The organism is Caulobacter sp. CCUG 60055, from assembly GCF_022750545.1.
Lineage (GTDB): Bacteria > Pseudomonadota > Alphaproteobacteria > Caulobacterales > Caulobacteraceae > PUIC01.
In genome coordinates, this window is record NZ_PUIC01000002.1 from 223910 (window position 1) to 236728 (window position 12819).

Annotated in this window: 8 protein-coding genes; 5 read left to right on the plus strand and 3 right to left on the minus strand. The window is 70.3% G+C overall.

The window, feature by feature from the left end; genetic code table 11:
- Positions 1–192: 192 nt before the first annotated feature.
- Positions 193–2370 (plus strand): TonB-dependent receptor, encoded by a 2178-nt coding sequence (locus C5708_RS04700; RefSeq protein ID WP_242918378.1) that lies wholly within the window; start codon positions 193–195, stop codon positions 2368–2370.
- 24 nt (positions 2371–2394) lie between these two features.
- On the plus strand, positions 2395–4779 hold the full coding sequence (locus C5708_RS04705; protein WP_242918380.1) for a DPP IV N-terminal domain-containing protein: 2385 nt from the start codon (positions 2395–2397) through the stop codon (positions 4777–4779).
- Between the two features lie 42 nt (positions 4780–4821).
- On the opposite strand, the gene C5708_RS04710 is transcribed toward C5708_RS04705, so the two are convergent.
- On the minus strand, positions 4822–5577 hold the full coding sequence (locus C5708_RS04710; protein ID WP_242918382.1) for an enoyl-CoA hydratase/isomerase family protein: 756 nt from the start codon (positions 5575–5577) through the stop codon (positions 4822–4824).
- Between the two features lie 248 nt (positions 5578–5825).
- Here C5708_RS04710 and C5708_RS04715 point away from each other — a divergent pair, with 248 nt between their 5' ends.
- Complete coding sequence (locus C5708_RS04715; protein ID WP_242918384.1) at positions 5826–6647, plus strand: TetR/AcrR family transcriptional regulator; 822 nt, start codon at positions 5826–5828, stop codon at positions 6645–6647.
- Here the strand turns inward: C5708_RS04715 and C5708_RS04720 are convergent.
- Positions 6613–8010, minus strand: a complete 1398-nt coding sequence (locus C5708_RS04720; protein ID WP_242918386.1) for a sensor histidine kinase — start codon at positions 8008–8010, stop codon at positions 6613–6615. The genes C5708_RS04715 and C5708_RS04720 overlap by 35 nt on opposite strands.
- Positions 8007–8669, minus strand: coding sequence for a response regulator transcription factor (locus C5708_RS04725; protein WP_242918388.1), 663 nt, complete (start codon positions 8667–8669; stop codon positions 8007–8009). Before C5708_RS04725 ends, C5708_RS04720 begins: the two co-directional genes overlap by 4 nt.
- Positions 8670–8751: 82 nt before the next feature.
- On the opposite strand from C5708_RS04725, the gene C5708_RS04730 reads away from it, so the two are divergent.
- Together C5708_RS04730 and C5708_RS04735 are read left to right on the plus strand one after the other, a co-directional pair.
- Entirely contained in the window at positions 8752–9864 is a 1113-nt protein-coding gene (locus C5708_RS04730; RefSeq protein ID WP_242918390.1) for an ABC transporter substrate-binding protein, read from the plus strand.
- Positions 9865–9937: 73 nt separating this feature from the next.
- A complete protein-coding gene (locus C5708_RS04735; RefSeq protein WP_242918392.1) occupies positions 9938–12802 on the plus strand; it encodes a TonB-dependent receptor in 2865 nt (954 codons plus the stop codon).
- The last annotated feature ends 17 nt before the right edge of the window (positions 12803–12819 follow it).

Below are 12819 nucleotides of genomic sequence, written 5' to 3' on the forward strand. Positions count from 1 at the left end.
GCCTCCGCGGCGGAGGATGGCGCGAGCGTTCCAAGACTGACGCCGCAAAATACCTGAGTCAAATTTCATTTTTCTGAGGATCGAAATACGGTCTTCGCGGCGTCCAGACTCGCGATTGACGATTCACTGAAACTGAATCCATATTCAGTTTAAAGCCGACCTACGGCGAAGAACCAGTGTGAGGGGACCAGGATGCGGGTTTCGTTCAAGTCCATGATGCTCGGATCGGCGTTCGCCTGCGCCTGCGCTTTTGGTTCGGCTGCGGCCGCGGCCGCGCAAGGCGCGGAGCCCAGCGCGATCGAGGAGATCGTCGTCACCGCGCGCAAGCGGTCGGAAACGCTGCAGGCCGCGCCGCTCAGCATCACCGCCCTGTCGGAAAGGCAGCTGAAGAACGCCGGCGTGGCGGGGTTCCAGGACTACGCCGTCATGGTCCCGAACCTGTCCTTCGCCTACGCTTCGTCCGCGGGGCCCATCGCCCAGACCATCACCTTGCGCGGCGTCTACGGCGCCGGCACGACGGGGCTCTATCTCGACGAGGTTCCCTTGCCGGCCAGCGTCGATCCCGAGGTCGTCGACCTGGATCGGATCGAGGCCCTGCGCGGTCCCCAAGGCACGCTCTACGGCGCGCGCTCGATGGGCGGAACGGTGCGCCTCATCACCAAGACGCCGGATCTCTCGACCTTTTCGGGCCAGGGAACGGCCAGCGGCTCCACGGTCGATCACGGCGGCCGCGACGGGCGCGTCGACGCCACGGTGAACGTTCCGCTGGTCGAGGGCGTGGTTGGTTTGCGCGCTTTCGCCTTCGCCGGCTACGAGTCGGGCCTGTTCGAGCGCGTGGCCGCCCCCGACGCGCCGACCGCGTTCGCGCCCCATGACGGGATCGGCGGCTCCCGCCGGTTCGGGGGCTCGCTGACCCTCCGCGCCGACCTCCTCGACGGGAACCTGACGCTCACCCCGCGCATCGTCGCCCAGCGCGCGACGCGGCAGGGCCGACCCTACGCCGACTATCGGGCCGGCGACTTCGTCCAGGCGCGCCAGTTCGACGCCGACGAGCCGGGAACCGACGACTGGACCCTCTACAGCCTCGCCGCGCGCTATCACGCCAGGTTCGGCGAGTTCATCTCGACGACGTCGCGCTTCGTGCGCGACTATTCCGACGCCGAGGACTTCTCGGAATATGTGCAGCTGCTGCTGGGCGGCGCGCCGGCCCAGGCGGTCATCCGCGTCGACGGCGACTTCAAGGCGTTCTCGCAGGAGTTCCGGTTCGCCTCCGACTTCGCCGGGCCCTTCCAGATGACGGCGGGGCTGTTCTATCAGAAGACCTCGGAGACCCAGGCCATCCCGCCCACGGTCGTGGCCGGCAAGCTCGCCAACGCCTACCAGCAGACCATCACCAACGACGTCACCGAAAAGGCGGTCTTCGGCGAGGGAACCCTCGCGCTCGGCAAGCGGCTCGAAGTGACGCTCGGGGCCCGATACTTCGACAACACCGTCGACTACGCCAACAGCCAGGACGGGGCCTTCACGGTCCCGGCGACCTTCACCGGCCGCCAGGGCGACAAGGGCGTCAATCCCAAGATCGGCGTGAAGTACAAGGTGAACGAGGACGTCAACCTGTTCGCCAGCGCCGCGCGCGGGTTCCGGATCGGCGGCGTCAACGGCTTCTCGCCGACGCTCTGCGCCGCCGACCTGGCGGCGCTGGGGCTCACCCCGGCGAAGGCCGGGGCCTACAAGTCCGATTCCCTCTGGAGCTACGACGCGGGCGTGAAGTCGAGCTGGCTCCAGCGGCGGCTGAAGGTGAACGCGACCGCGTTCTGGATCGAATGGAGCGACGTGCAGCAGACCGTCCCGCTGGCCTGCGGCTTCTCGGTCCAGGCCAACGCCGGCAAGGCGAGAAGCCGGGGGCTGGAGCTGGAGGCGCAGCTGAACCCCGCCAGGGGGCTCAACCTGTCGCTGGGCGTCGGCTACACCGACGCGCGCATCACCGACGGCGGCGCCCTGGGCGTCGCCCGTCCCGGCGACCGCATCCAGCAGACGCCCAAGTGGAACGTCAGCGCGGCGCTCGACTACGAGCGGGAGATCGCCGGCCGTCCGGCCTTCGTCCACCTCGACTACGCCTTCGTCGACAGCAGCGTCAGCGCCCTCAACGACATCGCCCATCCGCGATTGCGGCCGAGCTACAGCATGGTCAACGCCCGCGCAGGCGTCGAGCTCGGACCGGTCCGCTACGCCCTGTTCGTCAAGAACGCGTTCGACGAGGCGGCCAATTACGGCGACGCTCCGCCCCTCGGCGCCGAACTGCCTGGGCGTCCGCGCATCGCCGTCAGCCGTCCCCGGACGGTCGGCCTCGAACTCAGCGCCCGCTTCTAACGCCTGTCACGGTCGGACCCGCCCATGAAACGCCCCGCCCTTCGACTGTTGATCGCCCTGGGCCTGTCCGCCGGACTCGCGGCCCAGGCCCGTTCCGAGACCGCGCCCTCGATCGAGGCGCGCCTGGCCAAGGTCCAGCCGTTCCTGGCCAAGGCCCTGCGGGCCAGGCTCGGTTCGGCTTCGCCGGTGACGGTCCATTGGATCGGCGAGAGCGACCGCTTCTGGATGAAGCGGCGCGAGGCGGGCGGCTGGCGATACGTCGTGGTCGACGCCGCCGGCGGCGGCGAGCGGCCGGCCTTCGACCATCAGGCCATGGCCGCCGCGCTCGGGGCGGCCATGGGCGCGTCCCTGACGCCCGACAGCCTGCCGGTGACGGATGTCGATCTCGCCCATGGCGACGCGATCGACGTGACGACGCCGGCCGGCGCCTTCGCCTGCCGCATGGCCGCCCGCCGTTGCGAGCCGGCGCCGCGTTCGGCCCCGTCCGACCTGATCCTCGCCCCGGACGGTTCGCAGGGGGTCTTCAAACGCGGCCATGACCTCTGGCTGCGGACCGTGGCGACGGGGGAGGAGCGGTGCCTGACCCGCGACGGCGAGGCCGATTTCGCCTATGGGGACTACGACAGCTACGGCGATGTCGAGAAGGTCCAGCGTCGCCGCCAACGCCTTTCCGAACCGCTGGTCGGCGTGGTCTGGTCGCCTGACAGCCGCTTCGTCCTCGGCCTGCGCCAGGACCTTCGCCAAACGCCCGAGCGCCTGCTGACGACCGAATACCTCCCGCCGGAAGGCGGCGATCCGGTGACCTACCGGCGCCGCGCGCCGCTGTCGGGCGACGCCAAGCGGCCCGACAGCATCCTGACGCTGGTCGACACCCGCTCGGGCGCGGCGCGGCGTGTCGCGCTCGATCCCCAGGCCCTGAACGATTGGGCGCTGCCCTATTACGCCTACGCGCAAAAGGTCTGGTGGGACGAGCGCAAGGCCGCGGCCTTCCTCATCGGCGCCGACCGGGGCGGGCGGCGTTTCCAACTGCTCAGGATCGATCTGGCCAGCGGCGAGGTGCGCCCGGTCATCACCGAGACCAACCGCTTCAGCGTCAGGCTCAACACCTATGACTACGCCTTGCCCAACGTCCAGGTGCTGTCCTCGGGCCGCGAGGCGGTGTGGTATTCCGAGCGCGACGGCTACGGCCACCTTTATCTCTACAACCTGACGACCGGGAAGGTGCGGCGGCAACTGACCCAGGGGGCCTGGAACGTCGCCGACCTCGTCCGCATCGACGAACGCGCGCGAACCGCCTACTTCACCGCGGTCGGTCGCGACGCCGCCGACATCCCGGTCTACCGCCGGCTCTACAAGGTCTCGCTGGACGGCGGGGAGCCCGTGCTGCTGACGCCCGAGAGCGGCGATCACGAGTTCAACGGCGGCTACGAGTTCTGGGAAGGCGCGGCGCAGCCGGGCTCCAGCCTTTCGCCCAGCGGCCGCTACATCGTGGACAGCTACGTCACGGCCAAGGCCTCGCCGGGTTTGGTCGTGCGTGACAGCGCCGGCCGTCTGATAAAGGAGCTGATCAAGCCCGACCCCGGCGTCTTCGCCCGGGTCGGCGTCGCCGCCCCGGAGATCATCAAGGTCAAGGCGGCCGACGGCGCGACCGATCTCTACGGCGTGCTCTACCGGCCGACCGATTTCGACCCGTCCAAGCGTTATCCGGTCGTCGAGATGACCTATCCCGGACCGCAGGGGCGCTCGGCGCCGCTGACCGTGTCGCAGTTCTTCGGCTCGTCCGACATCGGCGAGCCCTTCGCCGTCAGCGAGCTGGGCTTCATCGTGCTGGTCCTCGACGGCCGGGGCTCGGCCTATCGCTCCAAGGCCTTCCGCGAGGCGTTCTTCGGCGGCGAGGACCCGTTCGGGGCGGCGGACCATGTGGCGGCGCTGCCGCAGATCGCGGCGCAGAAGCCCTATTTCGACGCCGCCCGCGTGGGGGTGACAGGGCATTCCTACGGCGGCTACGGCTCGCTGCGGTCGATGTTGCTGTTCCCCGACGCCTACAAGGCCGGCGTCGCCGGCGTGGGGCCGGCCGACTGGACCGAGTTCCCCGATCCGGTGAGCACCGAGCGGTACTTCGGCGACCCGTCGTCGTCGCCCCAGGCGCGCGCCTATTACACGACCACCAGCAACGCCCGGCTGGCCGGGAGGCTGAAGGGCGATCTTTTGCTGATCTACGGCGGCGTCGACGAGGTCGTGCCCCTCAAGGAGGCGATGAAGCTGAGCAACGCCTTCATCGCCGCCGACAAGCCGTTCAACCTGACCATCGTGCCGGATTCCGGCCACACCGCCGGCCGCGAGACCTATGGCGTCCGCGAGACCATGCGCTTCTTCATGGAGAAGCTCGGCGGGCCGGTCGCCCGCTAGGGACCGCGCCGGGCGGCCCCTAGCGTCGCGTGGCGGGGCCGCCTAGCGCCATCCGCCGGAAGCGATCCGGGCCTGGAGGCCGGGATCGGCGCCGGCCTCGAGGCAACGCGCGGCCTCGAACGCCATCGCCGCCTCCAGACGCTGCGCCAGCTGGCCGCCGCGCGAACGCTTGAGCCGCGTCCGCGACGCCGCCGGCAGGTCGAGGAGGCGACGGACAAGGTCCTCGGCCGCGTCGGCGAGGCCGTCGCGAGGCGTGACCCGCGAGGCGATCTGGCGCTCGACCATGCGGGGCGCGTCCAGTTTCTCGCCGAGCCAGAGCACGTCGTTCGCCACGGCGTGGCCGCAGCGTTCGGCCAGCAGCAGGCTGACGCCGCCGGTCGGGAAGAGCCCGTGCTTCGCCTCAGGGCAGAACATCACGGCGTCGTCGGAGACGATCGCGAAATCGGCGTTCAGCAGCCAGGCCGCGCCGCCGCCCACGATCCACCCCTGGGCGGCGCAGACCACGGGCTTGTCGCCGAGCATGATCGTGCGCGTGGCTGATTGAAGATCCTCGACGAAACGGGTCATGACCCCGTCGTCCAGGGCGCCGGCCGTCAGTTCGACCAGATCGTCGCCCGCGCAGAAGGCCCGGCCCGCCGCCTCGATCAGGACGACCTCGACGTCGGGGTCCTTGGCCGCCTTCGACAGCGCGTCGGCGAAGGCGCGGGCCAGCTCCGCGTTGATCGCGTTCAGCCGGTCGGGCCGGTTGAGGGTGATGCGCGCCGTCTTGGCGGCCGAGCGGTAGAGGACCGGCGTCATGCCGCGATCTCCGCCGTCTGCGCGGGGCTTCGCGCCGGAAGAGGGCGCGCGGGATGGGAAGCGTGGCGCCGTGCGAGGCCGCCGGCGAGAACGGGCGGGGCGAGAGGGGGCGGGGCGAGAGGGGGCGGGGAGGGGAGGTCGGACAACAGCGGACTCGGATTCGGTTATGGAATAAAAATGAGATTGAGCTCATTTTTTGCCTTCGTCAATGTTCTGCTACCGTGCGGGCGGTTGATCGAGTCGCGCCTATGACCCTCTGCTACATCGACTATCTGGAACACAGGTTCGCCGAGCACCCCCCGAGCCGTAAGGGGCTGCGCACGCGCGCCCTGCTCAGGATCGCCGCCGCCAAGGTGCTCAGGGAAAAGGGCTATCACGGCCTGCGCATCACCGACGTCACCCGGGCCGCCGAGACCGCCGAGGGCTCCTTCTATCTGTATTTCAAGGACAAGACCGACATCACCCTGGGGGTGCTGACCGGGATGCTCGACGATTTCTTCGCCATGCACATGGCCAACACCGGCGCGCCGACCCCGGCCGAGGCCGTCCGCAACGCCAACCGGCAATGGATCGGCCTGTGCCGCCAGAACGCCGGCCTCATGCGCTGCGTGTTCCAGCTAGCGGACGAGGAGCCGAGGTTCGCCCACCTGCTGCATCACTCCAATCGCCAGTGGTACGGCCGCATCGCCCAAAGTTTCGCCCGCCAGCACGAGGAAGGCGTCGGCGGCGGCACGGCCCTGTTCGCGGCCTATCTGCTCGGGTCGATGATGGACGAGATCGTGCGCAAGCTGATCGCCTATCCCGACCCGGAATTCCTGGCGGTGCTGGCCGACATCAAGGCCGACGACCTCGCCGTCGCCGACGGCGCCAGCCTGATGTGGCTCAAGATCCTCTACGAGGTCCCGCCGCGGCTCGACGACCTTCCTCCCGCGGCGGCGGACCTGGCGTCCTGGATGAACCACAAGGGGCCGGGCAAGACCGCCAAGCCCGGCCAGGCGGAGCCGGAACCGGTTCGGCGGATGCGGAGCGCCGGTCCTAGGGCCGGCGTCCGCCGGGGTCGGCCGGCCTGAGCGGCAGCCGCACGATCACGCGAAAGCCTTGTCCGTCCGGCGCGGCGCCCGCGGCGACGTCGCCGCCGCAGCGTTCGGCCAGCGCCTTGACGATGGACAGGCCCAGGCCGCTTCCGGGGCCGTCGCTGTCCGGGCCGCGCACGAACCGCTCGAACAGGCGACCGGGATCGGTCGGCGGCGGCTGTCTGCCGCTGTCGCGCACCTCGAGCACGCCGTAGCCGTCCTGTGCGCCGACCGCGACGCGGATGCGCGGGCCGCCGTAGCGCAGGGCGTTGTCGATGAGGTTCTCGGCGATCTGCTCGATCAGGGGGTCGGCCAGGGCCACCGCCACCCCCGACCGGTCGGGGCTGTAGACCAGATCGGCGCCGGCCGCCGCGGCGCGGCCGGCCCATAGCGAGACGCTGGCTCCCACGGCCCGCGCCAGATCGCCTGAACGTTCGTCCCGATCCTCGACCGCGTCGGCGCGGGCGAGGGCGAGCAGCTGTTCGATCAGGCGCTGGAGGCGGTCGACCGCCTCCAGGGAATCGCTCAGCGACTGCTGGTCGACGGCGGAGCGGCGATGACGGCGCATCACCGCAAGGTGGGTCTTCAGGATGGCCAGGGGCGTCCGCATCTGGTGCGAGGCGTCGCCGGTGAAGCGCCGCACCCCTTCGACGGAACGTTCGAGCTGGCCCAGCAGGGTGTTGAAGGCCACGACCACCGGCTGAAGCTCGCGGGGCACCTCGTCGACGGCGACCGGGGTGAAGTCGAGATCGCCCGACTGCGAGCGGGCGGTGAGCCGGCGGCGCAGCCCCTCCAGCGGGCGCAGGCTCCACAGGGCGGCCGGCCAGATCAGCAGGGCGACCAGGGCGACGAGGCCGGCCTCCATCAGGCTGACGCTGGTCAGCAGCGTGCTGCGGATCGCCTGCCGCGACTCCAGCGTCTGGGCGACGGAGATCACCACCGGCGCGGCGACGCCCGGCACGCGGATCGCCTGGGCCGACTGCCGGATCGGCCGGCCGTTATAGGTCAGGGTGCGGAACACCGGCCCGCCGGCGCCCGCCGCCGCGTCGAAATCGGGCAGGTCCTCGTAGCCGGTCAGGGTCCGGCCGGACTGGCGCACGTTGTAGAAGACGCTGTCGCGTTGCGGGCTGTCGAGCAGGCCGAGCGCCCAGGGCGGCAGGTCGACCCACACCTGGCCGTCCTTGACGGTCGTGGACTCGGCGATGGCGCGCAGCGATCCGGCCAGCAGGCGGTCCGAGGTGTAGTCGACCACGCGCTTGGTCACCAGGGCGCCGCCGACGCCGATCAGCGCCGCCGACAGCACCAGCGGCACGATCAGGCCCAGCAGCAGCCTGACGGTCAGCGACCGGGGGCGGATCATGCCGGCTGCAGCAGGTAGCCCTGGCCGCGCAGGGTGACGATCCTGGGGCCGTCGGGCTCCAGCTTGCGGCGCACCCGCCCGACATAGAGGTCGAGCGCGTTGGGGCCGGCCTCGTCGTCGTGGCCGAAGATCTCGCCGATCAGGCGCTGGCGCGACACCACCTTGCCGGCGTTGGCGGCCAGCACCAGCAGCACGGCGTGCTCGCGCCGCCGCAGCTCCAGGGGGCGTCCGGCGACGTCGGCGTGGGCGCCGTTGCGGTCGAGCGTCAGATTGCCCACCGACAGGGTGGGCGAGGGGTCGCCCCCGCGCCGGCGGGCGAGGGCGCGGATGCGCGCGGCCAGCTCCTCGACCTCGAAGGGCTTGAGCATGTAGTCGTCGGCGCCGAGGTCGAGGCCGGCGACGCGGTCCTTGAGGGCGTCGCGCGCTGTCAGGATGATCAGCGGCGTGCGGTTGCCCGCCCGGCGCAGCCGTTGCAGGACCTCCAGGCCGCTGATGTCGGGCAGGCCGAGGTCGAGGACGATGACGGCGTAGGGCTCGGCCGCCTGCTGTACGGCCGTCTCGCCGTCGAGCACCCAGTCGATGGTGAAGGCCTCGGCGCGCAGATAGCCGACGATGCCCCGCCCGAGCGCCTTGTCGTCCTCGACGATGAGCACACGCATGCCGGGGAACTCCGTTGGCTGGCTGGACTGAGGGCGCGCACCATGCAACGTCGGCGGCCGGGGGAACAAGATGGGGCGGGCCGTGAGGCGAGCGCTGCGGATAATCCTGGTGCTGATCGTCGTCGCGGGCGTGGCGGCGTGCGGCGCGGCCGCGCCCTGGGGAAGCAAGGCGCGGATCGACCGGGCCGCCGACGAGGAAGGCGCGCTGGTCATCTACGCCAACACCGGCGACCAGGAGAGCGCCGCGCTGCTGGGGGCGTTCCGCCGGGCCCACCCGGCGATCAAGGTCAGCTTCCAGCGCCAGAACTCGGCCGAGCTCTACCAGCGCTATGTCGCCGACATCGCCGCCGGGCGCCCGAGCGCCGACCTGGTCTGGAGCTCGGCGATGGACCTGCAGATCAAGCTGGTCAACGACGGCTACGCCCAGACCTATGCGCCGGCGGACAAGAACGCCCTGCCGACCTGGGCCGTATGGAAGGACCAGGGCTACGGCGTGACCGCCGAGCCGATCGTGTTCGTCTACGACAAGCGCCGGCTGGCCCGTCCGCCGGCCAGCCACGCCGAGCTGCTGGCCATGCTGCGGGCGGGGGCGATCCCGGGGTCGATCGGCACCTTCGACCCGCAGCGGTCGGGCGTCGGCTTCCTCTACTATTCCCAGGACCGCCTGGCCTGGCCGCAGTCCCTGGCCTTGAGCGACGCCATGGGGGCGGGGCGGCCCAAGCTCTACGAATCGACCGCCACCCTGCTCACCGCCGTCACGGCGGGGGAGATCGTGCTGGGCTACAACGTCATCGGCTCCTACGCCGCCGAGCGCGCCGCCGAGGCGCCGGAGATCGGCGTGGTCTTCCCGTCCGACTACACCCTGGTGATGTCGCGCATAGCGTTCGTCTCGAAGAACGCCCGCCATCCCAACGCGGCCAAGGCCCTGCTTGGCTTCATGTTGTCGAAGGAGGGCCAGGCCCTGCTCGCCGCCGGCAGCCTGCGGCCGGTGCGGGCCGACGTGGCCAGGCCGCAGCCGCCGGGCCCCTCGCCCGAGGCGGCCCGCCCGATCGAGGTCGGGCCGGGCCTGCTGGCCAATCTCGACCAGATGCGGCGCGCCCGCCTGCTCGAGGACTGGCGCCGCGCCATCGGCCCGAACCGCACCGACGATTTTAGACGGGTCCGTGACAGGCGGATGACAGGTAACGCCCCTTAGCCTGCGCGCAACAACGGCGAAGGCCGAGCAGGCGACGACCGGGGGGTCGGTCGCGAGAGGGGAGAGTCCAGAAGTGCCGAACAAGATGAAGGCCGCCTATGCCGGCGCGTCCATGCTCGCCATGATGATCGCGGCGCCGGCGGCGTTCGCCGAGCAGGCCCAGCCCGCGCCGGCCGGGACGACGACGGCCGCTACGGTCGAAGAGGTCATCGTCACCGGCTCGAAGACCCGGCGCAAGGACGCCGACACGGTCGGCGAGCTGACCACCATCACCCGCGAGGACCTGCAACGCTCGGCCGTGGCCTCGGTGGGCGAGCTGCTGCAGAAGCTGCCCAGCGCCGGCGTCAGCTACAATTCCAACGGCACCCAGGGCACCTCCTACGGCGGCAGCTCGATCAGCCTGCGCTATCTGGCCAATTCCGACGGCGCGGCCGACCGCACCCTGGTTCTGGTCGACGGCCACCGCTGGGTCGACGGCGTCGGTTCGCGCGGCATCCGCGATTTCGCGGACCTCAACACCATCCCGATCGGCATGATCGAAAGCATGGAGGTGCTGCAGGACGGCGCCTCGGCCATCTACGGCGCCGACGCCATCGCCGGGGTGGTCAACCTCAAGACCCGCAGCAAGCTCGAGGGCCTGAGCGTCGAGGCCAAGCTCGGCGTCTCCAGCCGGGGCGACGGCCAGCAGTACAACGGCATGGTCAACTGGGGCCATCGCTTCGACGGCGGCTCGATCCTGCTGTCGGCCACCTACGTCAAGGACGAGCCGGTCAGGACCTCGGACCGCGGCCTGACCCAGATCTCGCTGACCGGCGGGCTGAACAACCTGACGGCGCCGCCGGCCAGCCCGCGCGGCCTCTATATCCTGCCGGGCTTTTCGACCGCAGCCTCGCCGCTGACGCAGAACGTCGGGGTGGTCGAGGCCACCGGCCTTGGCAGCTATCACCGCGCCGTCCTGCCGGACGACTACTACAACACCATGGCCCAGGGGCTTTACGCCGTCGGGCCCAGCGAGCGCTGGGGCGTCTACGGCAAGTTCGAGCGAGACCTGACCTCGCACCTGCGGTTCACGGCCGACGCCATGTTCAACCGGCGGACCTCGTCGCAGGTGTTCTCGCCGACCAACCTGTCGATCGGCGGCACGTCCGGCACCTATCGCGGCTTCGCCATCGCCGCCAACCAGCAATACAACCCCTTCGGCGTCGGCTTCGGCGCCAACCAGGCCTGGAACATCCAGATCTTCACGCCCCAGGTCGGCAACCGCGTCAGCAACCAGGAAGTCGACACCTACCGCGTGTCGGCGACCCTGGCCGGCGACTTCACCGCCCTGTCGCATCCGTGGAACTGGTCGCTGTACGGTTCGGCCGCCAAGAACCACATGCAGTTCGACAGCCCCGGCGGCATCGACCTGGAGCACCTGGCGCTGGGCCTGTCGAGCCCGAGCGTCTGCGCCGCCCAGGCCGGCTGCGTGCCGGTCAACATCTTCGGCCAGATGACCCCGGCCCAGGCGGCCTACATCAACTCGACCGCCCGCGAGACCAACGAGACCCAGCTCTACGACCTGACCTTCGACGTCAACGGCGCCCTGTTCGACCTGCCGGCCGGGTCGGTGACCACGGCCTTCGGCCTGGAGTGGCGCAAGAACGTCGGCAGGGACAATCCCGATCCGTACGTGAACACCGTCTCGACCGGCTCCGGCGCCTTGCCGCTGCCGGCCACGACGCCGACGACCACCGGCGTCATGCGCACGCCGACGGCCAACGGCGACTACGACGTCAAGGAAGCCTTCCTGGAGTTCGACATCCCGCTGCTGGCCGACATGCCGTTGGCCAAGAAGCTCGAACTGGACGTCGCCACCCGCTATTCCGACTACAGCTCGGTCGGCTCCAAGTTCACCTCCAAGGTCGGGATCGGCTATCGCCCGGTCGAGGACGTGCTGATCCGCGGCACCTGGTCCCAGGGCTTCCGCGCGCCGTCGCTGATCGAACTCTACACCGGCCAGCGCCAGTCGAACCTGGCGGGCAGCAACACCGACCCGTGCAACGGCGGCGCGGCCGCCCACCCGAACCTGCCCGGCTGCGCCGGGGTCCCGGCCTCGTACAACCAGGGCTCCTACAACGGCGGCCTGCTGCCGCTGACGGTGTCGGGCAATCCCAAGCTCAACCCCGAGACCGCCGAGACCTACAGCGCCGGGATCACCTACGCCCCGCATCAGGTTCCAGGCCTGACCTTCACCGCCGACTGGTACCAGATCACCATCAACGACGCGATTTCGACGCCGTCGGTGGCCAACGCGCTGCAGCTCTGCGCCTCGCTCGCCGGCGCCTATTGCGGCGCGCTGACGCGCGACGCCGCCACCGGCCAGGTGCTGAACTTCAGCTCGTCGTTCATGAACCTCAACCAGATCAAGACGTCGGGCGTCGACCTGACCGCGCGCTACCGGGTCTCGACCGATTTCGGGGTGTGGGACGGCATGCTGTCGGGCTCCTATCTCGACAAGTTCGACGTCACCTCGCCGAACCCGACCGGCGGCGCGCCGATCGTCACCCAAGCGGCCGGCACGTTGACCGGCGGCACCCTTCCCGCCACGGCGCGAGCCACCTATCCGCACTGGAAGGGCCTGGCCTCGCTGCGCTGGTCGGCCGGCGACTGGGGGGTGATGTGGCGCGGCCGCTATATCGGCTCGACCCTCGACGGCCCGCCGCCGGCCAGGCCCGTGGTCCCGGTCAAGGGCGATCGCGTCGACGCGGTGTTCTACAACGACCTGCAGCTGGAGAAGCGCTTCGAGCAGGCCCAGGCCACCGTCACCGTCGGCGTCAACAACGTTTTCGACCAGGCCCCGCCTTTGTCCTACGCCAACGCGCCGATCAACTTCGACATCTACACCTACGACGTGATGGGGCGTTACTTCTACGTCCGCGTCGGCAAGAAGTTCTGATCGGCGGCCGGACGAAA

Coding starts and splice junctions, on each gene's coding strand:
- C5708_RS04700 (WP_242918378.1), top strand. CDS start 193: ATGCGGGTTTCGTTCAAGTCCATGATGCTCGGATCGGCGTTCGCCTGC.
- C5708_RS04705 (WP_242918380.1), top strand. CDS start 2,395: ATGAAACGCCCCGCCCTTCGACTGTTGATCGCCCTGGGCCTGTCCGCC.
- C5708_RS04710 (WP_242918382.1), bottom strand. CDS start 5,577: ATGACGCCGGTCCTCTACCGCTCGGCCGCCAAGACGGCGCGCATCACC.
- C5708_RS04715 (WP_242918384.1), top strand. CDS start 5,826: ATGACCCTCTGCTACATCGACTATCTGGAACACAGGTTCGCCGAGCAC.
- C5708_RS04720 (WP_242918386.1), bottom strand. CDS start 8,010: ATGATCCGCCCCCGGTCGCTGACCGTCAGGCTGCTGCTGGGCCTGATC.
- C5708_RS04725 (WP_242918388.1), bottom strand. CDS start 8,669: ATGCGTGTGCTCATCGTCGAGGACGACAAGGCGCTCGGGCGGGGCATC.